Below are 20661 nucleotides of genomic sequence, written 5' to 3'. Positions count from 1 at the left end.
TGGCGCTGATCTCCGAGCGACCGATGTACGAGCCGACCGATCTGGTCGATCCAGCTGCGCGAACCCGCACAGCGCTAGCCGCTGCGGTGGCGCGCTTTTCCGAGTCTTGGGCGTCCGGGTCCCCACCGGATCTGTCGGCATACCTGCCTTGTGAACCGGCTGAGCGGCGCACGATCCTGATCGAACTGATCAAGATCGATCTCGAATACCGCTGGCTTCACTATGACTTTCCCAAACGACTGACCGAATATCGTGCGGAATTCGCAGAGCTGCAAGATGGTCCGCTGCCAGCCGAGCTGATCTATGAGGAGTTCCACGCCCTGCGCCGCGGTTCGCACTCGGCCGATGCGGCCAGCATGCTCGACGAGACGACCGCCACGGCGGCGGGACCCGAGCTCGCGCAGCTCACCAGCGATTACCGCAGCACGATGATTGCTCGTCCGAGTGCCCAGATGGTTCTCGACGCCATCGATGTCGGCCACCGTATCGACGACTTCGACCTCCTGATGCGGATCGGGTCCGGTGCCTTCGCCCAGGTCTACCTCGCTCGACAACAATCAATGCAGCGACTGGTCGCGGTCAAGATTTCCCATAACCACGGCAACGAGCCGCAGACCCTCGCGCAATTGGACCACGAATACATCGTGCGCATCTTCGACCAGCGATTCATCGCCGACGGCGAGCTGAAGCTGCTCTATATGCAGTACCTACCCGGAGGAACGCTGCTCGACGTGCTGCGCCTACAGCGCTCGACGCCGCTGGAATACCGCAGCGGGCAACTGCTGCTCGATGCCATCGACAAGGTACTTGCCGAAAAGGGCGAGGTTCGGCCCACAGAATCGGCTGTTCGGACTCAGACCGCCGCATTGACGTGGCCGGAGACCATCGCCTGGCTGGGCCGGCGACTCGCGGACGCGCTGCAGCACGCGTCGGACCGAGGGGTATTGCATCGAGACATCAAACCCGCGAACGTGCTACTGAGCGCCGAGGGAATCCCGAAACTGGCCGACTTCAATGTCAGCTCCAGCAAACACCTCAAGGGCACGAGTCCCCTGGCGTACTTCGGCGGCTCGCTGGCGTATATGTCGCCCGAACAGCTCGAAGCCTGCCATCCGGACTTCTCGGCGACCGCCGCCGACCTCGATACACGAAGCGACATCTACGCGCTGGGCGTCATGCTGTGGGAATTGCTCACGGGGCACCGACCATTCGCGGACGAAACCTCCGCCGGCGATTCGCAGACGTCGCTGGCCCGCATGCTCGAACTGCGGCGCAGACCCGTCGAATCGACGTTCCTGGCGGAGCTTCCGCCGGATTGCCCGGTGGCGTTGCGCCGAGTGCTGCTGAAGTGTCTGTCGCCCGAGCGCGAAGACCGCTACTCGTGCGGTTCGGAATTGGCGCAGCAGTTCGACCTGTGCCTCGAGGAACTGGCCCGCGACCTTGTTTATCCGCCGCCGAACAGTTGGCGGGCACGACTTTCGCGATGGCCCACCCCCATCCTGTGGTTATCGTCGCTGGTCGGCGTCACCCTGGCTACGGTCTATCTGGCCGTGCACGTTCAGGAACTGATCAGAGAGCGGCTTACCGATGCCACCAACGCACAGCTCGATACGGGTGTCATCATTTTCATCCTCTGCGCCACGCCGCCGGCCATTCTCATCTACGCATACATGTCGCGTGATCTGCTCGCGGTTCCGCGCGGTTTGCGCGCCGGCAGACGCTACAGCGAGGCAGTGCTCGCGCGGGTGCGGTCGCGAACACTATTTTGGGGCGACCTGTGTGCGATGAACACGCTGCTGTTCGCGGTATGCGCAACCGTGATGGGGTTGCTGCTGCTGCACTGGTTCACCGACCTACCGACGCGGCTGATGGTCCATGCGGCCGCGACCGTTCTGGTGGCGGGCACCATCTCCGTTGCCTATACCTTCTTCCTTTCCACGTTCTACGTGGTGCGCTGTGTCTATCCCATCTACCTGCGCCACGGCCGCACATCGGCGCACGACACCGCCTCATTGCGTGCGCTGCGGCGCAGAATCACCGCCTATCTCGCGGTGACGGCGTCGGTGCCGCTGGTCGGGGTGCTGGCCGGATTCACCGCCCTCGAGCCGGAGGAACTTCCGCTCGTACGCGATTCGGTGCTGGGGTTGTGCGCGGCCTCCGGGCTCGCGTTCGTCGCCGCTTACTGGTTGTTCCGCAGGCTGGATGCGTACCTGCGCGCGCTAGAGCGGGTGGTCTTGCACAAGCCCGATACTCGTTGATCGAAGCCGGATACCGCCGATCTGGCAGCCAACCTTGCTATTGGCGGCAAGATGGCCTGGTGGATCGGGAAACGGACGACGTGCTCGACATGGTGGGGCCACGGCTACGAGCGCTGCGGCGCGACCGGGGGATCACCCTCGCCGAGCGACTCTCGAGTTGCTGCTCCCGCTGGCCCGCACTTATGACGTTCCGCTGGACGATCTCGTCGGCGCCCCGCGGCACGGGCGATCCCCGGATCCACCTGAAACCGATCCGGCGGTTCGGGATGGTCTTCGTGCCGTTGTCGCGGCGCCCGGGCGGGATACAGGCGTTCAAGATGATCATCCCCGCTCGGCCCGAACCTCTCGAACCGACGCCGCAGACTCACGACGGGTTCGAATGGCTCTATGTCCTCAACGGACACTTGCGGCTCGTGCTCGGTGAGCGGGACCTGACGTTGCCACCCGGCGAGGCGGCCGAATTCGACACGTCCTTGCCGCACTGGCTTGGCAGCGCCGACGGCGGTGCGGTCGAACTTCTCATCCTGTTCGGTCTGCAAGGGATGCGTGCACACGTACGCGCTGATCGACCTGCGAACTGACCGAAGATTCGCTGCGAGAGACGCTGAGGGGCGCGGCGATGCGGGCTGGCGTCGCACGCGGTCGCTACACGACCACACCAAAGACCGAACTCGGTATCGCGTCCATGCTCATGGGCACGGTGATCACTGATCAGCCGTCTTTCTCGAGGTCTCGAAGACTTGCGGGGGACTCGCACTGTTCGGGCGAACCGGCTGGTGCGGTGATTATCTCGAGCACTGCTGCGACCAGGCTGCCGTCCGGATCGGTCAAGCGCGGTAGCGATCTGCGATTCACCAATAGGGATCCAAGGGTGAGATCTACCAGTTCGGCACCGACCTGCGCGGCAGATCTTCGGCCTTCCGGCTCGAACCACGTCCACGCCCATTGCGCGGCACCGAAGATGAGCAGGCTCCGGATACTGGTATCGACCGCGCGGAACTCACCCGACGCGACGCCCGCATCGACCACGCCGTGCAGGATTCCGATGTAACTCCGGCGCAGCTTGCGCCCCTCGGAGTTCTCATCCTCCTGCGCGAGCCGCGCGACTTCACGCTGGAAGGCGACGGTCCGATGCCGATCGTGCACCTGATAGAGCATGGCCGCGTGCAGCAGCCCGGCAAGCTGCTCGGTCGGCGTAGGGAACTCCGACACGATTCGCCGTGCCTCACCGATGCGGCGCTGCATATAGGACACATGCAGCGCCTCCAACAACCGCGCCTTCGTGCCGTAGTGGTGCACGATCAAGCCCTGTGAGATGCCCAGCTCACTTGCGACACCACTGAAACTGGTGCCGTCGTAGCCCTTCTCGGCTACATGGCGCGTGAAAATATCGAGAATCGCGCCCGACTTGCCCGGCCCCGTCGCACGCTCACTCACTGATCCCACCCCTCCTCGGCCAAATTTGCGGAGACTCTAGCACCCGATGACCGCCTACCCAGTCGTTGACTGAGTGCGCAGTCAGTATTAGCATTATGCGCCGAGCCGCAGCGCCGCACTCGCCACATCACCCATTCATCTCGAAATAATCGAGCACGACCTATGCATCTGCACGCCCATCCCGCCGAGGCCGGCATCGCACAACTGGCCTCCGAATATTTCGCATGACCAGCCGCTCCGCCAGCGCCGCCAATATCTCGACGCGCATCGCCCGCGGCGGTGACCGCTGCGTCGGTATCGGCCGTAGAAGGCGGTCCGCAGCGCCGTGAGCTACTTACTGCCGGAAGAACATGTGACCCCTACGGACGCGGATATAGCGGAGCAGGGGGATGTAGCGATAGATGCGGCATCCGTGCTCTCGCCCGAGCAGCTATTGGCCGCGATCGCCGGGCGCCTCACCGAGCCGTTCCCGTTGATCACATGGGCGAGAGAGCTCGGTGATCTGCACGCTGCCCTGATTTCGGCGGTCTTGAATCCACAGCGGCATCCGCCCGAGGTCACCGAGACAGCTCTGCATGCGGATATCGCGAAGGTCATCGACAAGATCAACTCTTGGGCGGCGTACTACGTGCGCCACAGTCGATGCGCCCGCCGCCACACGCACACCTTCGGTGAGGTGATCAGTCATGTCGCCAAGACATACGCGGAGGCATGGTGGACAGTGCTGCACAGCGACTGCGAGGAGCTTCGACACTCGGCATGGGTCCACCTCAGCGAGGTCCGCGACGGCTACGCGCACCTCATAGGCGATATCCGGGCAGGCCGCGTCCAACTCCCACTGGGATGGCGAGGCATCCGTCACACCCGACAAACTGTTGACGCACAGGACCAGATCAGCTAGGCGTTCGGTCTCGTCACCGCTCAGCGCGGTCTTCAACGTTGCCTCCCGAGTGTTGGGTCGATCGCCGGAGGCAGCGCCTGTCCCCATCAACTCACGCAGGTTCGGTGAAGGTTGTTTGCGCGAGCCGTTGATGGTTACTGCTAGGCGGATGCCGGTGCCGATGGGGCTACCGGAATCAGGGCTGGAAACTGGCCCGCGAGAAGTGCAGCCGACCCACTTGGGCGGACTGCGACGACAGCGGAAGGAACCGGACAGATGCTGATGCTCACCCCCAATGCCCTCGAGGCAGTTCGCACCATCACCTCCGCGGAGGGCACGCCGACCGATGCCGGGCTGCGGATCTCCACGACGGATGGCGCCGAAACGATGTCCCTCGCGATCGCCGCGGAACCCGCCGAACAAGACCAGGTCTTGAACGCGGAAGGGTCGCGGATCTTCCTGGACGAGCAGGCCGCCGCCTTCCTCGACGACAAGATCCTCGACACCGAACTGGACCCGAACGGCCAGGGCACCTTCGTCCTCGCCCAGCAGGACCACAGCGAGTAGCCCGGCTCGGGGGGCAGAACCGCCGTCCAGGCCGGGCGACCGGCCACGGCATCGTCGTGCAACGTGGGCCGACACCGCTGAACTCCCAGTGCGGCACACCCGTTCCCCAGCAAGACCTTTCACCAGATAATCGAGTGAAGCCGTCTGGCTTACGATCGTTTATCATTTTATTGCCGGGTGCGGTTACTGCCGGATTCGGACCGGCACTCTGTCCAGGCGCGGTGTGCTCGGGGAGGGAGTTCGGTGGTTGGCGAGTACACGCCGGTGATCGAGGCGCGGCTCGCCACGATGCAGGCAGACTATGCGGCTTTGGTCCGCGCGCGGCGGAAGTGGTCGCTGCGCGAGCTGTTCAGTACGCCCGACTGCGACATCGTCGATTTCTGTGCGGGTTTCGCGCCGAATCGGTTCGGGGAGCAGGCGTGTGCGGAAGTGGAACAGCTCTGCCGCCGGTACGGGATTTGGTTGGCCGCCGGGGGCGCGCACTACAACAGCATGACTCCGTACCTGCATCCGCATGCTGCCACCGCGGAACGGATGACGATTATCGGGATCTACAACGCGATCCTGTTCTGGCTCAACGACACTGTCGGCCGCGAGAAGTTCGCCCACCTGACCGATACCGAAAAGCAGCAGGCACGCGCGACGGTGGAACAGCTGTGCCGGCTGCTCGATACGCGTTGTGCCGCAACCGATCCCACTCCGGTGGAGGCCGCGACAGTGGAATTCCTGGAGCGGATCGGGGCTCGGGCGGACCCGGACTGGCTGAATCGGTTCCTGGATTCGACCATCGACCATCTTCGTCCGGCGATCCGGGATCAGAATGCGCGCGCCCGCGGCGAGTTGCTCACCGTGGCGGACTACATCGACCTGCGTGCCCAGGTGTCAGGCATGTATCCGGCGATCGCACTGTGTGAGTTCGGTCGCGACGAGTATCTGCCGTGGGATCGGATTCGCGCCGTCGGGCTCGACGCCGATCTACGGCAGCTACGGCGCTCGACCGTAGAGATCGGGGCGCTGATGAACGACATGTTCTCTTTCGAAAAAGAATGCATCCACGACCGCGCTGACTTCAACCTGATCCCGGTCTTCCTGCTCAACACTGCCGGTGCCGACCTTGCCGACGCTGTGCACGACGCCGCACGACTGGTGCGCGACCGGCTGAGCGAATTCCGCGGGATTCAGGCCAGGATCGTCAGCCGGTGCGCGAAGATCACCGACAGCTCCGTGTCCGAACCGGTCTCAGCCCATGTCGAGGACCTGCTCGCGTGTGTGCAAGCCACTTGGGTATGGCAGAACACGACCCTCAGATATAAAGGAACGTCGATCTTCGGCGAAAACCATCTCTCGTGAATGTTGCTCTAGCCGGAAATTTCCACACGAAACGGTATCCACGGTCTATCGTTCGGTTGGACGCAACGCCGCTCTCGGTCAGGGGTTTGTCGAGCGGCGCAAGGTATCGAAGGGTTGTGGTGGACGACTCCCAGTGTGCGGCACTGGCTCGAACCTGGTGGCAAACACTTGCCGCCGCCGACGGCATGCGCGTGCCCGATGACATCGGATACCAACAGTTATCCGTCCTGATCGCTGAACTTTCCGCGGCGCTCGACGCCGAACCCTTCGACGTGACCGTGGGTGCCCGAGTCGGAGCGGCGCTATCGGCGGCCCATTTGGTCGATGGGCGGGTGCCAACGGTGTCGGCGCAGGTGCTGTACGGGCTGGCCGAATACACCGCTCGGCCCGACGCCGGACGACGACTCGCCGGACTGCTGGTCGCTCTCGGACAAGGCCATCAGGCACACCTGGATCAGTCTCGTGCGCAGCAGTATTCAACCGAGGACAGCAGCCGCGAGGAACAGGATGGGCGATATCGCATCCTGTTCGACAATACGGCGGTCGCGATCGCCATCGGCGATACCAATGGCACACTGCTGGAAGCCAATCGAGGCTTGGCCGACATGATCGGGGTACCGGTCGAGGCGCTGCGCGGGATATCGGTGTACGACTTCGCCCATCCCGACGACCGAGACGATATCCGGGCCGTGCTGTACGACGAACTGGTTCCTTCCGGGGAAGGCACGGTCAGACTCGAGCGTCGACTGGTGCGTGCCGACGGCAGCGTCGGGTGGATGTCATTCGCCATCTCCTATGTCAAAGGCGCCGACGGACAACCCGACTACCTGCTGGCCATCGGAGCCGACATCACCGAAGAACACCGGCTCCAGCTCGAACTTCGTCGCCAGGCCCGACATGATCCGCTCACCGGCCTGCCGAACCGACGCTACCTGCTCGAGCGGATCGAAGAACTCATCGCGGCCGCCGACGAAAGTGACCGCGCGGGACTGTGTTTCGCCGATCTAGATCACTTCAAATATGTCAACGATCGCTTCGGCCACGGAACCGGCGATAAAGTCCTGGTCGCGGTGGCTACCCGCCTGCATGACAAGCTACGCGGATACGACTGCCTCATTTCCCGGCTCGGCGGCGACGAATTCGTCGTGCTGATCCCGCCACCGGCCACCACCGACCAGATAACGGCCATCGCGAACCAACTATTGTCGGTATTTCCCGACCCCATCACCATCAACGGCCAGCAGCTGCGAATAGCGGCCAGCATCGGCGCGGTTATCACACCGATCGCCGGCGCCAATGCCGAATCCCTGCTCGACGCCGCCGACGCCAGCCTCTACTACGCGAAAACCAACGAAAAAGGGCACTGGGTCCTGCACACCCTGCAGGCGCCGACCTGAGGTCCGGGCGGTGGACTCACTCCGAAGTCGGCCGCAGTACCGCTGTGCCGTACCAGTGGCAGATCAGCAGCGCCAGCTCGACATCCAACCGGTCATCGGTGATCGGCCGACCACGGCGCGAAACCGCCCGCCCGACCCGGTATTTCACCGAGTTGGAATGTAGATCGAGCTCCGCGGCAGCCGCCTTGTAACTGGATCCGGTGCGCAAGAACACCCGCAGCGTCTCGCGCAAGCGGGCATCGTTATCGGTGTCGGCGGCCAATTCGCCGAGTACCTCGCCCACCCATTCGCCGACCTCCGCGCTGCCTCCGTCGAGCAGCGCCGCGGCCGACAGCCCCGGCTCACTCGCCACGATGATCCTCGGTTCCCCGTCCGCGCGGGTGAGCGCGACCGAGCGTGCGCGCAGCGCATGCCGATGGGACCGGCGGAATCCGGACACCCCCTGGCTCATGATGCCGATCGCCAGATGCGGTGCCTCCGGACGCTTGCAGGCGAAATCACAGACCCTGGCCACCGCGTCGGATTGCTCGGACCGATACGGCAGCCAGGCCCAGGCGCTCATCCGGTCGGCGGCTCCGAACAGCGGCGCGGCCGCGGTGCCGACCGCCTCGGCCAACTCGCGGACGAAGCGTTGTAGCCGGATCAGCTCGTCGCCGCTCGCGCCGGTATCTGGATACCAGAGGATCAGCGCGAGGTGATGCCAATGCAGCGGGTAGCGGATGGATTCGGTCGCGGAATCGATATCGACCGGCTTTGCCCCGGACAGCACCTCACCTATGCGCAACGCGCGGGCACTGTTACGGCTCTCCAGCCACTGCTCGCGCTCGGTCTCGTACACCGCGACGACCTGCTGGGTGATCCAGTCGATGTATTCGAACATCATGGTGGTGATCGCCTCCACGACCGTCACACCATCGTCGGGCGTGATATCACCGGCGCGTAATTCGGCGAAGAACAACTCGGTCATCCGGCGTTGGCCGACCCGATAGGCGCGCACCAGGGCATTGACCGGAATTCCATGCTGGGCAAGACGTCTGGCGTATTCGATGGCCGCGGTAGGAGGGCTGATCCGAGCCACTGGTATCTCGTGCCGCAGCGCGTGCAGGAGGGTGTCGACATTGCCTTCCACGCTGGCGCCGAGCAGTTCGATATTGCGGGGGTCGCCACGCAATTCGGGGATATCTTCCTCGAGGCCGCGCCGCAGGAGCGCGCTGATCTCCGTCACCCGCTCGTTCATGCGGGCGGCGATCTCCGCGACATAGCGGCGCACATCGACATCACCGTCGCGACGAAAACTCGTCACTCCCCAACGGTAGTTACCGCACGGTTGCTGTGCGGGAAATCGCCGGGTTGTGCTCCGCTCAGCTGGCCCGGCGGGAGCATTCCGACGGCGTCCACCGCACGGGAACTTCGGAGATGTAGCCGTCGATGATGGGTACGCCGTAGCGGCGTTCGAATTTTGTCAACAGTTCGTCGTCGGCCGGCGCCGCGCCGCAGATGGCGAATCGTACCGATGCGGCGTTCGGCCGGACTTGGGCGGGCATATCCGAAAGCAGTTCATACGTGGTCGGGACTGCGGAGATGTATGTGGCACGGCTGCGCTCGATGCGATCGAAGAATGTCTTCGGGCTGAATGCCACGGTGGCACGGCCACCGGCGAGCAGCGGCGACAAGGTGCCGACCACGATGCTGCTGACGTGGAACAGCGGCAGACTCAGCAGGCTGTGGTCGGCTCCGGTGAGTTCGAACGCCTCGATCGCCATCGAGCACATGGCGTACAGGTTGGCGTGGTCGACGGTCACACTGCCTGTGGTGCCATTGGCACAAATGAGCAGCGCCAGTGTGTCGGTGCGGGGCAGTGCTGGTTCGGCGACATCGGGCTCGGCGGTGGTGAGTTCGTCGGCGGGGATGACGGCGTGGACCGTCGCGCCGAAGCTGGGCCGCTGCTCGGTGATCAGGACATCGGCGCCCGTGTCGGTCAACTGGGACTCGGCTTCCGAGCCGGTCAGCGACGGATCGATAGGTGTAACGGTGGCACCCACCCGCCAGGTAGCGAACAGCGATACGACAAAGGCGGCAGTGTTGGGCAACATGATCGCGACCACGTCGCCGCTCGAGACTCCGGCAGCGCGCAGGGTAGCGGCGGCACGCCGCACGGCATCGAGAAATCCGGTGTTGTTCAGGTCAGTGCTGTCGTCGGCGATGGCGGCCGCCTCCGGTGCGGCAGCCGCACGGCGATCCGGCAGGGTCGAAAGATTCATCGGCGGTCCTCAGCATGAGTACGGGGAATGACGACAACGGTAGAAGTCACGTCGCCCTTGGACACCGTCGTGCATGAACGAACTTCACCTCGGGCCTTGTCGCCGGAGGACAATTCGCTGCCCATATTTCGCCAGAATTCCAAGCCGACAGGTCGGGCTCGAGTCAGCCGTGTGAACTCGGAAGATCATTGGCGTCGGTTTGCTGGCACCGACGCCGGGTACGACCGACTCACCCAACCAGAGTGCGTTCAGCCGGAAAGGCGGAAGCATGATGATCTGTCCAGGAACCCTCCTCGTACCCGCCGCCACGGCCGAGCAGGCCGCACCGGTCGAGGTCAAGGTGATCAGGCGCAGTCCGGTTCCGTACGCCGAAGTCGAGCCGCGCGGCGGTGGGCGGCGGCGGCCCATGCTCCTACGCGACCTCGAACGCGACTATCGACTCCCCATACCCGGAACGCTCGCGGTATCGCCGTGATCGACGCACTGGTGCGCACGGGCGCCCGCCGCAGCCGAATTGTCGACAGACTGGGTATCCGTGCGATATGAGCGGATTACTCGGTTTCCAGCGGAGCAACCTGCTGGGCATCTACCTCGATGACCAGCTCGCGATGGGCCTGCTGTGGCGCGAACTGGCACGGCGGGCGCGGGCCAACAACCGAGGCGATCGGGCTGAGACGGCGGTGACCGAGGTGGCCGCGGCCATCACGGAGGACGTGGAGACGTTCCGGCAAATCATGCGCCATGTGGGCGTACGCGAAAACCGCTGGAAGAGCGGACTCGCGATAATTCTCGAACGATTCGCGCGCGTAAAACCGAATGGCCGTCTGGTCGGCTACTCGCCGCTGAGCAGATTTACCGAACTCGAGTTCCTCGTGATGGGAATCGATCGCAAGAAGCAACTGTGGACGACCTTGCGCGATCCGGCCGGGCTGGGTGAGCGGTTGCCGGATGTGGATTTCGACCAACTGATCGCGCGGGCCGAACAGCAGCGCGCGCTGCTCGATCCGTGGCGGGTACAGGCCGGGTTGCGGGCATTCGGTACCGCCAGGTGATTTGCGGCCGGGGGCCGGTTTCCCGGGCTCGCGCGCGGGTAGGGCGAAATGGAGTCGACCGCACGGGTGAGGAGTCCGGATGAAAGCAGTGACCTGGCAGGCGCCGCGCAAGGTAGCGGTCGAGGATGTCGCCGATCCGCGAATCGAGGAACCCACCGACGCGATCGTGCGGGTGACATCGTCGGCGATCTGCGGATCGGATCTGCACCTGTACGAGGTGCTCGGCGCGTATCTGAACGCCGGCGACGTACTCGGGCACGAGCCGATCGGCATCGTCGAGGAAACCGGGTCGGCGGTGACCACATTGACGCGCGGCGATCGGGTTGTCGTGCCGTTCCAGATCAGTTGCGGCGACTGCTATATGTGCGCGTGCGGGCTGCCGACCCAGTGCGAGACCACCCAGGTTCGCGAATACGGGAGCGGCGCGTCGTTATTCGGGTATTCCAAGCTGTACGGCCAGGTACCCGGCGGGCAGGCGGAATATCTGCGGGTGCCGCACGCCGATGCGACGCACATCAGCGTGCCGCACGGCCCGGACGACACCCGGTTCCTGTACCTATCCGATGTGCTACCAACCGCATGGCAGGCGGTGGAATACGCGGCCGTGCCCGAGGGCGGGTCGGTGACCGTGCTCGGGCTCGGACCTATCGGCGATATGGCCTGCCGGATCGCCGCCCACCGCGGGTTGCGGGTGATCGGGGTGGACCGAGTGCCCGAACGGCTGGCTCGGGTGGCCGCGCGTGGCATCGAGGTGATCGACTGCGACACCGATTCAGCACTCGGTGACGCCATTCGCGAGCGCACCGACGGCCGTGGCACCGACGCGGTGATCGACGCGGTCGGTATGGAGGCGCACGGGTCGCCGGTCGCGGCGATGGCGCAGCGCGCTGCCACATTGCTGCCCGATCCGGTAGCACGGCGGCTGACCGACACGGTTGGGGTGGACCGGCTGGCGGCACTGTACAGCGCGATCGATATCGTGCGCCGCGGCGGAACGATATCGCTGGTCGGTGTCTACGGCGGCATGGTCGATCCGATTCCGATGCGAATCCTGTTCGACAAGCAGATCCAGCTGCGCATGGGACAGGCCAACGTCACGCGCTGGGCACCCGAGATTCTGACACTGTTGGGCGACGACGATCCGCTCGGTGTGGAAAGCTTTGCCACCCATCGGCTTCCACTGTCGGAGGCGCCCGACGCCTACGAGATGTTCCAGCACAAAACCGACGGTGCGGTGAAGATCGTGCTCGACCCGACCTGAGAGGTGGCCCCCTCCACCGATGATCGTCCGGCATCGGAGGACTGGCCGCCCGAGGACTGGCCGCCCGCCGGAGATCGTCCGATACCGTGGCGCGGTCGGCACCAGTGATCGGAGATCGTCGCAGCGTCGAGCGGTCATCATGACAATTCGGTAATGTCCTGCGGCACTTGGGCTTCGGCGTGGCGGCCGAAGCGGCGTTCGAGTTCGGCACCCTCGATATCGAGGTCGGGGACGTAGCGTGCGAACCAGCGCGGGTGGTACCACATGCGGTTTCCGATAATGGCCATGACGGCGGGTACCAGGGTCAGCCGGACGATGAAGGCATCGAGCAGCACACCGATCGCCAAGGTGAACGCCAGGGGTTTGACGATCGGGTTGTCGGTGGTGGTGAAGGCGACGAACACCGCGAACATGATCAGCGCCGCCGCGGTGACGACGCGCGCGGAATGGGCGACGCCGTCGCGCACCGAATTGATCGCTTCGCCGGTACGCGTGTGTTCCTCCTTGATCCGGGAAACGACGAAGATCTGATAGTCGCTGGACAGGCCGAAGATGATGGCCAGGGTGATGATCGGCAGGAAGCTCAGCGTCTGCGCCTTGGTGACATCGAAAAGGCTTGCACCCCAGCCCCATTGGAATACTGCGACCTGCGCTCCGAGGGCGGCGAAGACCGACAGGATGAACCCGACGATCGAGGACAGCGGGACGAGAATGGTGCGGAACGCGATTGTGAGCAATATCAGTGCCAGCCCGACGACGACCGCGAGGAAGATGGGCAGCGCCGTGGCCAACTGGTGCGAGGTGTCGATATTCGCGGCTGTGGTACCGCCGACCAGATAGGTTGCGCCGGTGCCGCTTTCGATGCGGTCACGATCGTCGCGCAGCCGGTTCACCAGATCGCTCGTCGCGGAGTCGTTGGGACCGGTCTTCGGGAATACCTGGATCAGCAGCAACCCGTTATCGGAGCCCGCGGGCTGCACGGCGGCGACGCCGGGCTCTTGCCGCAGTCGACCCATCAGCGTTTGTCCGGCGTCGGGGCTGGTGGCAGCCGACAGGTCGGTCACTACCAGCAGCGGCCCGTTGAAACCGGGGCCGAACGAATCGCTGACGATGCCGTATGCCTTCCGTGCGGTGCTCGACTCCGATTGCGTTTCACCACTGGGTAATCCGAGGTCCATGCGCGTGGCCGGGAGGGCAAGGACGACCAGAATCGCGATACCTAGAACCAGCATCGGGATCCGGAATCGGGTAACGAATCGACCCCAGGCGTGCCCGAATGTGCGTTCGGGCTCATAGGCGGCGATGCGCGCGACCCGCTCCGGCTTGCCCGGATGCAGCGGCGGCGAGATGAACTTGGCGACCATGTCACCGGCGAAGCCGAGTAGTGCGGGCAGCAGCGTCAGCGCGACCAGCATGGCGACCAGCACCGCACCCGCGGCCGTCAGCCCCATGACGGTGAGGAACGGAATGCCCGCGACCGCAAGCCCGCACAATGCGATGATCACGGTGACCGCGGCGAATACCACCGAACTGCCCGCGGTTCCGACCGCGAGCGGAATGGACTCGGCCGCAGCCATTCCCAGCACGATCTGGTGGCGATGCCGCGACAGGATGAACAGCGCGTAGTCGATGCCACAGGACAGGCCGAGCATCAGTGCCAGCGACGTCGCTGCCGAGGCCACGTCGACGAAGGCGGCCACGCCCAGGATCCCGGTGAGCCCGATACCCACACCCACCAAGGCCGTAATGATGGGCAGTCCGGCCGCGACCACCGCGCCGAAGGTGATCAGCAGCACGATGAATGCCGCGACGATGCCGAGAATCTCTGGCGTATGCGGGATCTCGGCCGTGAAACCCGGATACACCGCACCGGAGAATTCCACCGTCACACCGGTATCACGAGCCGAGTCGGCGATGCGATTCACCGCGTCGAGGGTGTCCTCGCCGACCTCCCCCGCCGACACCGAGAACTGCACACTGCCCAGTGCCACCCGCTGATTCGGCGAGACCGCCTGCGCCTGGAACGGGTCGACGACCGCCGCGACCTGCGGCAGTCCCTTCAACCCCGTCATTACCTGCTCGATCTGAGCGCTGACCTGCTGGTCGGTCACCTTGGCCAGGCCTGGGGTTTGGAAAACAACCTGCATCTGCGCACCACTGAACGCGGGCATTCGCTGCTGCAGCAACGACACGGCATCCTGCGATTCGGTGCCCGGAACAGTAAAGTTGTCGTTGGTCTTGCCACCGCTACCAGCCGCGAAAACGATCGCGCCGACCAGCAGCACAATCCATAGCACCAGCACCCACCAGCGGCGACGCACTACGGCCTGACCGAGGGCGAATAGATACCGGGACATACGGGTCCTCTCACCGAGCCACCATTTGACACATCCGCAGGGGCGATCGCGCGCAACTCCGATACGATATCACGCTAACTGACGATTTCCTCATAAACGTTGCAATGGTCAGCAACCTCAATAGACATCGGAGTGCCGCGCCGTCGAGTTCCATCACGGGGCGCCGATATCGGAGGTGACCCGTGCGGCCTCGGCGGACGGGTCACTACGGGACACGCTGCGCGAAACCCGTCAGCTGGCTCGTCGTCGGGCATTAGCGTCGTCGTACTCGCCCATCAATTCGAAGGAGTTCTCATGTGCCAACGCGCCGTCTGCTCGAAGTGCGGTAAGCCGACCTACCGAGGGTGCGGTGACCACGTCGAACAGGTGCTGTCCGACGTACCGCCGGAGTCGCGCTGTTCGTGCGGTGCCGGGAACACACGTTCGAGCAGGTCATGGTGGCCTTTCCGGTGACACAGCAGGCGGCGGCAGCTTCAATCGAACGATCTTGACGTGTAGCCTTGGCAGTCGGATCAACGCAATTCGAATAGGGGCTCGCAGCCCCGCAGCCGGGTGCGCGCCGTATGCGATCACCCCGCCGGGGGAACATCGGATCCGTCACTACGGAGACCTCATGAGTTCACCGAATCGATTCGACGAAGTTCGAACTCGCGTAGCAGATCTCGCTCCCGTGTTCCGCAAACCGCTGGACTCGCCGTACGAGATCTCGAACGAATTATTCGCCGCGCTCCGACACGTCCTGCACGACGTGGGCGGACAGCCGGATGTGCCGGTCGAGTACCGGGAAAAAGTCGAAGAACCCTGGGAGATGAATACCTACGTCACCTGCGAATGCCTCGGCTGGCGTGGGGTCTGGAATTCCGAGGAACGCAGGCGAGCCGAGAATGATCTCGGCGCGACGCTGTATTTCGGTCTGCCCTATTACGCGCGCTGGGCGACCGTCGCGGCGAAGGTGCTGATCAACAAGGGTTTGATCACCCCGGACGAACTGTCCGCGAAATTGGACGAGGTACGCGCACGGTTGGAGGCGCGGCAATGACCAGGAAGTACGAGATCGGCGATCGCGTCCGGGTGCGAGACGCGACGTCGATGTTCCACACTCGCACGCAGGCCTACACCCGCGGTCGAACGGGTGTCGTCGTCGAATACCGGCCCGAATGGGTGATTCCGGAAGACGAGGCGTGGGGACGGGAGGACGGTCGCTTCGAACCGTTCTACGTCGTGCGGTTCCGCCAGACAGATCTTTGGCCCAAATACACCGGCTTCGATGTCGACACCTTGGAGACCGAGGTTTCCGAGCGCTGGCTCGAGCCCGCAGAGGAGGATGCCAAGTGAGTCAGACCCACGATCACGGGGCGCACGCGCCGATCCAGACGAGCTCGCAGATCAGCGAGTTCGAGATTCTGGAGACGGCCGTCCGCGAGCTCGCCATCGAAAAGGGCCTCTTTTCTCGAGAAGACCATCGGCGGTTCTCCGAATGGGCCGAATCGGTTGGTCCGCACGGCGGATCGAAACTGGTCGCGAAGGCGTGGACGGATCCCGATTTCAAGGCGCGCCTGCTCGCCGACGGCACCGAGACGTGCAAGGAAGTGGGCATCGACTGGCGTGACCCGACCGGATCCGGCACGCCGAGCGACTACACCTACTTCTACGTGTTGGAGAACACGCCCCAGGTCCACAACGTGATCGTGTGCACGCTGTGTTCGTGCTATCCGCGGCCGGTTCTCGGCATGTCGCCGGACTGGTACCGCACCCCCAATTACCGTCGGCGCATGGTGCGTTGGCCCCGCGAGGTGCTCGCCGAATTCGGCCTGCACATTCCGCCCGAGGTCGAGGTCCGGGTGCACGATTCGAATCAGAAGTCTCGGTTCATGGTGATGCCGATGCGCCCGGCGGGCACCGAGGGCTGGACGCAGGAGCAGCTGGCGGCCATCGTTACCCGGGACACGATGATCGGCGTGGCCGTGCCGCAGGTCGATTGGACCGCGCAGGCCCCGCCGGATCAGACCGAGGCCGCCTCGGGAAGGAGTGGGCAGTGACAAGCGGTCCCTACAACGTTCTCCTGCGCACCCTCGATCCCGAGTCGCGACGAGAGAACGCGCTCCCCGAACTCGATCGCAAGCCCGACCCCTGGGAGTCGAGCATGCAGGCGACATGCGAATGCCTGTCGTGGCGTGGCGCATTGGACAACCTAGCGCGCCGCCATGCCGAGGATGCACTCGGCGAGACGATCTACCACGACTTTCCGGTGCATACCCGATCGGTCGTCGTGACAGCCCACACCCTGATGGATCGTGGATTGATCGTCCCGGAGGAGTTGCGCGCGCGCATGGACGCCGTTCGCGCGCGCTTCAACAGGGAGTAGGAACCGACAGCGTCGCTGTCAGCCCTCGGGGTAGAAGACGAACAATGTGCAGCCGGTTGTCGACTGCGGGATATGTGACGATCCGGCCGGAGCGTGGATGAAGGATCCGGCCGGATAGTCACGGAATCCGTCGTTGAACGTGCCGGATAATACGAAAACCTCCTCCGGCCCTGGCTCGTGCAGATCGATGCCCTCCCATGCGGTGCCCGGATCCATTTCCAGGACATACGCTTTCGCGCCGTTCGCCCCGCTCCACAGCGCCCGCGAGCGAATGCCAGGAAACAGCTCTCGCACAGGTGAATCCGCGACGGTCGTCCACTCGTACCCCGGGAACTCAGTGATCTCCATACTCTGACAACCGCTGGTTTCGGCCGCACTATTCCGCTGAGCGGAGCCGGAACCCCCAAGTGTGCCAACGGCTCTACATTTCCACCGACACGGTCGATAACCACCACGCACGCATCCGCGACGAATACCCTGCCGCTGGCCGACCAAGGCCGCGTTGTCGGCGCGTGCGCTACAAGGACGGCACATCGGCCTGAATGAGCGCTGTGTACACCTGGCGTCAGCGGCGATCTCGTGCGGGTGCGGCCGCTCGGGCGGCGGCCGCGAGCCGCGACTGATGCAGATAGCAACTGTTGCATACTGCCCCGGTCAGGTAGTGTCTCGAACTCGTGGCATCGAGTGCGGCGGTTGGATCACCGAGGGATGTATATCGATGGGGGACGATCACCGGCGTGAGCGTGGTCGTCGGCTATGCCGCGGTACTGCTGGCGAATGGGCGGCACTTCTATACCGATGACACCGAATCCCAGTACGGTCCGATGTGGGTCATGCTCGGTCGACATCTGCGGGAGGGGCGGTTTCCCGCGCTGGTGCCGTGGGAGTGGATGTCGGGCAACTATGCGCTGGAAGAAGCCGGAATCTATAACCCGCCACAGTTGCTGGTCGACCTGATCGCGCCATCGGTCGATAACCTCGCGCTGTTCGTCACAGTGGTGAAGCTGATCTTCTCGATCATTGCCGCACTGGGGGTGTTCCGGATCTGTCTGGCGTATGGCACGAATGCGCCGTGGGCGGCGGTCGCGGGCGTCGCGTTCACACTGAGCGGGTGGTTCCTGTTCTTCGATGAGGCCAGCTGGGCGACCTCGCTGACCGGCACCGCCTGGATGGTGCACGCGTGGGCCGCGGCGGTGCGCTATTCGCGTGGCCGGGGCGGCCCGATCCCGGTATTCGTATTCCTGTATCTGGCGATCTCGGTCCAATATGTCTTTCCCGCGGTCGAATCGGCATTGATGATCGGTGCGGTTGCCGTCGGCGAGTTCTTCTACCACCGCGGATGGCGACCCTCGATCCGACTGCTGCTCGCGGCGGGTTGTGCGGGGCTTGTGGGCCTGGCGACCTATCTGCCCGGTGTGCTGTCCTCGGCGGTGACTTGGCGTGGAAATGAGCGGGTGCTCAACGACCCGTTCCTGACGGTGCCGTGGTCGGAATCGCTGAATGCCAGCCTGCCGAGCACCGTGCCCGCATTCACCGGATGGTGGGGCTATATACAGCCACTGCCCATGGTGTACATCGCGTGGTTCCTGATTCCCGCACTGGCATTCATCGATTGGCGAGCGGCATCGAGATCGGCGCGGAACCTCGGTTCGATCGCGATTTTCGCGGCGGGGATGCTGATGTGGACCGCCGGGCCGGGTCGCATCGGCCCGCTACGCTGGCCCGCGCGAGTGTTGCCGATGCTCGCGCTCGCCCTATTGGTTCTGGTGTGCGTATTGCTCAGTCACCATGGGACTTTCGAGCAATGGCGTCGCCGTGGCGCGGCCGCGGGAGTGCTGATCGGATTGCTGTTCCTGCGGTCGTTCTCGGCGGCGCCCGCACTGCTGGTCTGGCATCTGGTCGCGGTCGGCGCGGTAACCGCGCTCGGGGCTGTGGTGCTGTGGGTGATCCGCACCCGTGGGGTCGCGGTGGCCTGCCTGCTGACCATTGTGGCGATGTTCCCGATCGCCTACTCCCAGGTGCGCGGCGCACCGCCGACGCCCATGTCGTATAACTTCCCGGAACGACGCTCGGATATGCGGGCGGCCTTCCCCGATTTCCCCGGGGTCACATTGCAACTCGCGGATCGCGGAATTCTGGGGCCGACCGATAAGAGCCTGGCAGGCGCATACGGGTCCCTCGCCTTCGGCAACTACGCCAAGAATCTGCCCGTGGACTACGTCAACGCATACACCCCGATCGGATACGCGGCCTTCAGCGCGCTGCTGTGCATGGGTTGGGACGGCAGCACCTGCCCGGACGCATACCGGCGCGCCTTCGCGACCGAACCGTCCACTGGCAAAACGATTGTCGATCTGATGAAGGTGGATCGAGTCGTGCTGCAGCGGGCCCAATTCCCCGATGCCCGCGACCATCCGGCCCCGCCGGGCTGGAAGTGGGTCGATTATCCGGGGCACGAACGCTACATCTGGGTACTCGAACGCGTCGATGGCCCGCTTTCGACCCGCAACGGTCTGATCGCCGATACCGAAGGCGTGCAAGCGAGTTCGGTATCGCGTGACAGCGTTACCAGCCGGATCCGGGTCACGTCCGCCAGCGGTGGACGCGTCGTTTTCGCGCGGCTCGGCTGGCCCGGTTATCGAGTCACCCTCAACGGCGACGATATTCCGTTCACGACGGTAGCTGGCACTTTCATCGCCGTCGACATCCCACCGAATACCGAGAACGCGGAATTGATCCTCAGCTGGCGGCCACCCGGCTGGAAGATCAGCATTGCGACCGCACTTGCCGGGCTTACCGGGCTGGCGGCATTGCAGTGGGCATATCTCCGGCCCCGGCGTCGACTCTCGGATATCGCGTCCGAGGTGTCGGTGCCTGATGAGCCTGAGCACGAAGCAGAACTGGTCGCCGCACGTTAGGCCCTACAGTGGATAGGCCTGCAGCCCCTTAGCGGCACCGCACTCCTCCCCCGCCGTGGTGAACGCGGTCAGCGCTCGCACCAACCCCTGCCGATGGGCAGCGGGCATGGTCTGCACAACGCGGGCGATTTCGGCGCGGCGGCGCGCGGTCACCTCGGCGACGACGCGGCGCCCGTGCTCGGTGAGATCGACGATCTGCTCGCGACGGGACTGCGGATTGGGTTGGCGGGTGAGCAATTCCGCGGATACGAGCCGCTCGACCATCCGAGTCGCGGTCGATGGCTGCACATCCAATTGCTGTGCCAAGGTGGCCAGATTGCTCGGGCCCTGGGTCGCGAGGATCACCAGCGTGCGGAACTGCGGCAGCGTGATCGTGTCGTCGACCTGCGCGATCGAGCGGGCCGAGATGGCCATGAGTAGGCGGGACGCGGTCAGCAATGCGTCGGTGACCGCGTCGACCGAGTCCGATGGTGGTGTCGAGCGGGCTGAGGTCGCCATCATCCTCCTCCGTCGGTGCGACCTTAGGACCTTACCCGCTAGCTCAATCTTGCATATGGC

20 protein-coding genes are annotated in these 20661 nt (G+C 64.4%); 14 read left to right on the top strand and 6 right to left on the bottom strand.

Annotation, left to right across the window (positions count from 1 at the left end; all coding sequences use genetic code 11):
• Positions 1-23: 23 nt before the first annotated feature.
• On the top strand, positions 24-2258 hold the full coding sequence (locus ACQP2U_RS07260) for a serine/threonine-protein kinase (protein WP_433713967.1): 2235 nt from the start codon (positions 24-26) through the stop codon (positions 2256-2258).
• A 59-nt stretch (positions 2259-2317) separates the two neighbouring features.
• Positions 2318-2839, top strand: coding sequence for a cupin domain-containing protein (locus ACQP2U_RS07255; RefSeq protein WP_433713966.1), 522 nt, complete (start codon positions 2318-2320; stop codon positions 2837-2839).
• A 130-nt stretch (positions 2840-2969) separates the two neighbouring features.
• Here ACQP2U_RS07255 and ACQP2U_RS07250 read toward each other — a convergent pair whose 3' ends face one another.
• On the bottom strand, positions 2970-3695 hold the full coding sequence (locus ACQP2U_RS07250; RefSeq protein WP_433713965.1) for a TetR/AcrR family transcriptional regulator: 726 nt from the start codon (positions 3693-3695) through the stop codon (positions 2970-2972).
• Positions 3696-4020: 325 nt separating this feature from the next.
• Here ACQP2U_RS07250 and ACQP2U_RS07245 point away from each other — a divergent pair, with 325 nt between their 5' ends.
• From ACQP2U_RS07245 to ACQP2U_RS07230, 4 genes are all read left to right on the top strand, one after another.
• A complete protein-coding gene (locus tag ACQP2U_RS07245; protein WP_433713964.1) occupies positions 4021-4596 on the top strand; it encodes a hypothetical protein in 576 nt (191 codons plus the stop codon).
• Between the two features lie 255 nt (positions 4597-4851).
• Entirely contained in the window at positions 4852-5142 is a 291-nt protein-coding gene (locus tag ACQP2U_RS07240; RefSeq protein WP_433713963.1) for a hypothetical protein, read from the top strand.
• Positions 5143-5385: 243 nt separating this feature from the next.
• A complete protein-coding gene (locus ACQP2U_RS07235) occupies positions 5386-6492 on the top strand; it encodes a terpene synthase family protein (RefSeq protein ID WP_433713962.1) in 1107 nt (368 codons plus the stop codon).
• Between the two features lie 119 nt (positions 6493-6611).
• Positions 6612-7889, top strand: coding sequence for a diguanylate cyclase domain-containing protein (locus tag ACQP2U_RS07230; RefSeq protein ID WP_433713961.1), 1278 nt, complete (start codon positions 6612-6614; stop codon positions 7887-7889).
• Positions 7890-7905: 16 nt separating this feature from the next.
• On the opposite strand, the gene ACQP2U_RS07225 is transcribed toward ACQP2U_RS07230, so the two are convergent.
• Together ACQP2U_RS07225 and ACQP2U_RS07220 are read right to left on the bottom strand one after the other, a co-directional pair.
• Positions 7906-9126: a PucR family transcriptional regulator gene (locus ACQP2U_RS07225; protein WP_433716389.1), complete on the bottom strand. Its 1221-nt coding sequence runs from the start codon at positions 9124-9126 to the stop codon at positions 7906-7908.
• A gap of 124 nt (positions 9127-9250) precedes the next feature.
• Positions 9251-10150: a class I adenylate-forming enzyme family protein gene (locus ACQP2U_RS07220; protein WP_433713960.1), complete on the bottom strand. Its 900-nt coding sequence runs from the start codon at positions 10148-10150 to the stop codon at positions 9251-9253.
• A 268-nt stretch (positions 10151-10418) separates the two neighbouring features.
• On the opposite strand from ACQP2U_RS07220, the gene ACQP2U_RS07215 reads away from it, so the two are divergent.
• The 3 genes from ACQP2U_RS07215 (at position 10419) to ACQP2U_RS07205 (ending at position 12463) form a co-directional block, all read left to right on the top strand.
• Entirely contained in the window at positions 10419-10625 is a 207-nt protein-coding gene (locus ACQP2U_RS07215; protein WP_433713959.1) for a hypothetical protein, read from the top strand.
• Between the two features lie 67 nt (positions 10626-10692).
• A complete protein-coding gene (locus ACQP2U_RS07210) occupies positions 10693-11202 on the top strand; it encodes a hypothetical protein (RefSeq protein WP_433713958.1) in 510 nt (169 codons plus the stop codon).
• A 79-nt stretch (positions 11203-11281) separates the two neighbouring features.
• Positions 11282-12463, top strand: coding sequence for an alcohol dehydrogenase catalytic domain-containing protein (locus tag ACQP2U_RS07205; protein ID WP_433713957.1), 1182 nt, complete (start codon positions 11282-11284; stop codon positions 12461-12463).
• Between the two features lie 137 nt (positions 12464-12600).
• Here ACQP2U_RS07205 and ACQP2U_RS07200 read toward each other — a convergent pair whose 3' ends face one another.
• Positions 12601-14820 carry an MMPL family transporter gene (locus ACQP2U_RS07200; RefSeq protein ID WP_433713956.1) on the bottom strand — a complete coding sequence of 740 codons (2220 nt, stop codon included), beginning with the start codon at positions 14818-14820 and terminating at the stop codon, positions 12601-12603.
• A 613-nt stretch (positions 14821-15433) separates the two neighbouring features.
• On the opposite strand from ACQP2U_RS07200, the gene ACQP2U_RS07195 reads away from it, so the two are divergent.
• The 4 genes from ACQP2U_RS07195 to ACQP2U_RS07180 are packed head-to-tail and all read left to right on the top strand — an operon-like array spanning position 15434 to position 17185.
• Positions 15434-15859: a hypothetical protein gene (locus ACQP2U_RS07195; protein ID WP_433713955.1), complete on the top strand. Its 426-nt coding sequence runs from the start codon at positions 15434-15436 to the stop codon at positions 15857-15859.
• A complete protein-coding gene (locus ACQP2U_RS07190; protein WP_040699664.1) occupies positions 15856-16155 on the top strand; it encodes an SH3-like domain-containing protein in 300 nt (99 codons plus the stop codon). Before ACQP2U_RS07195 ends, ACQP2U_RS07190 begins: the two co-directional genes overlap by 4 nt.
• Entirely contained in the window at positions 16152-16859 is a 708-nt protein-coding gene (gene scnC / locus ACQP2U_RS07185; RefSeq protein ID WP_433713954.1) for a thiocyanate hydrolase subunit gamma, read from the top strand. The genes ACQP2U_RS07190 and scnC overlap by 4 nt, the downstream gene beginning before the upstream one ends.
• Entirely contained in the window at positions 16856-17185 is a 330-nt protein-coding gene (locus ACQP2U_RS07180) for a ScnB (protein ID WP_433713953.1), read from the top strand. Before scnC ends, ACQP2U_RS07180 begins: the two co-directional genes overlap by 4 nt.
• An 18-nt stretch (positions 17186-17203) precedes the next feature.
• On the opposite strand, the gene ACQP2U_RS07175 is transcribed toward ACQP2U_RS07180, so the two are convergent.
• A complete protein-coding gene (locus ACQP2U_RS07175; RefSeq protein ID WP_397035022.1) occupies positions 17204-17533 on the bottom strand; it encodes a cupin domain-containing protein in 330 nt (109 codons plus the stop codon).
• Between the two features lie 395 nt (positions 17534-17928).
• Between ACQP2U_RS07175 and ACQP2U_RS07170 the strand changes: the two genes are divergently transcribed.
• Positions 17929-20103 (top strand): hypothetical protein, encoded by a 2175-nt coding sequence (locus ACQP2U_RS07170; protein ID WP_433716388.1) that lies wholly within the window; start codon positions 17929-17931, stop codon positions 20101-20103.
• 3 nt (positions 20104-20106) lie between these two features.
• Here the strand turns inward: ACQP2U_RS07170 and ACQP2U_RS07165 are convergent, their stop codons facing one another.
• Positions 20107-20604: a MarR family winged helix-turn-helix transcriptional regulator gene (locus ACQP2U_RS07165; protein WP_433713952.1), complete on the bottom strand. Its 498-nt coding sequence runs from the start codon at positions 20602-20604 to the stop codon at positions 20107-20109.
• Positions 20605-20661: the final 57 nt, after the last annotated feature.

Source organism: Nocardia sp. CA-084685 (assembly GCF_050955785.1).
In the GTDB taxonomy this organism is placed as follows: domain Bacteria; phylum Actinomycetota; class Actinomycetes; order Mycobacteriales; family Mycobacteriaceae; genus Nocardia.
Note: the sequence above shows the minus strand (reverse complement) of the source record. Positions and strands in the feature narration are given on the sequence as shown.

Excerpts from the sequence above, each read along its gene's own strand:
- ACQP2U_RS07225 (WP_433716389.1), bottom strand. The coding sequence starts at position 9,126 with ATGAACGAGCGGGTGACGGAGATCAGCGCGCTCCTGCGGCGCGGCCTC.
- ACQP2U_RS07200 (WP_433713956.1), bottom strand. The coding sequence starts at position 14,820 with ATGTCCCGGTATCTATTCGCCCTCGGTCAGGCCGTAGTGCGTCGCCGC.
- ACQP2U_RS07210 (WP_433713958.1), top strand. The coding sequence starts at position 10,693 with ATGAGCGGATTACTCGGTTTCCAGCGGAGCAACCTGCTGGGCATCTAC.
- ACQP2U_RS07205 (WP_433713957.1), top strand. The coding sequence starts at position 11,282 with ATGAAAGCAGTGACCTGGCAGGCGCCGCGCAAGGTAGCGGTCGAGGAT.
- ACQP2U_RS07220 (WP_433713960.1), bottom strand. The coding sequence starts at position 10,150 with ATGAATCTTTCGACCCTGCCGGATCGCCGTGCGGCTGCCGCACCGGAG.
- ACQP2U_RS07240 (WP_433713963.1), top strand. The coding sequence starts at position 4,852 with ATGCTGATGCTCACCCCCAATGCCCTCGAGGCAGTTCGCACCATCACC.
- ACQP2U_RS07195 (WP_433713955.1), top strand. The coding sequence starts at position 15,434 with ATGAGTTCACCGAATCGATTCGACGAAGTTCGAACTCGCGTAGCAGAT.
- ACQP2U_RS07260 (WP_433713967.1), top strand. The coding sequence starts at position 24 with ATGTACGAGCCGACCGATCTGGTCGATCCAGCTGCGCGAACCCGCACA.
- ACQP2U_RS07175 (WP_397035022.1), bottom strand. The coding sequence starts at position 17,533 with ATGGAGATCACTGAGTTCCCGGGGTACGAGTGGACGACCGTCGCGGAT.
- ACQP2U_RS07215 (WP_433713959.1), top strand. The coding sequence starts at position 10,419 with ATGATGATCTGTCCAGGAACCCTCCTCGTACCCGCCGCCACGGCCGAG.
- ACQP2U_RS07165 (WP_433713952.1), bottom strand. The coding sequence starts at position 20,604 with ATGATGGCGACCTCAGCCCGCTCGACACCACCATCGGACTCGGTCGAC.
- ACQP2U_RS07190 (WP_040699664.1), top strand. The coding sequence starts at position 15,856 with ATGACCAGGAAGTACGAGATCGGCGATCGCGTCCGGGTGCGAGACGCG.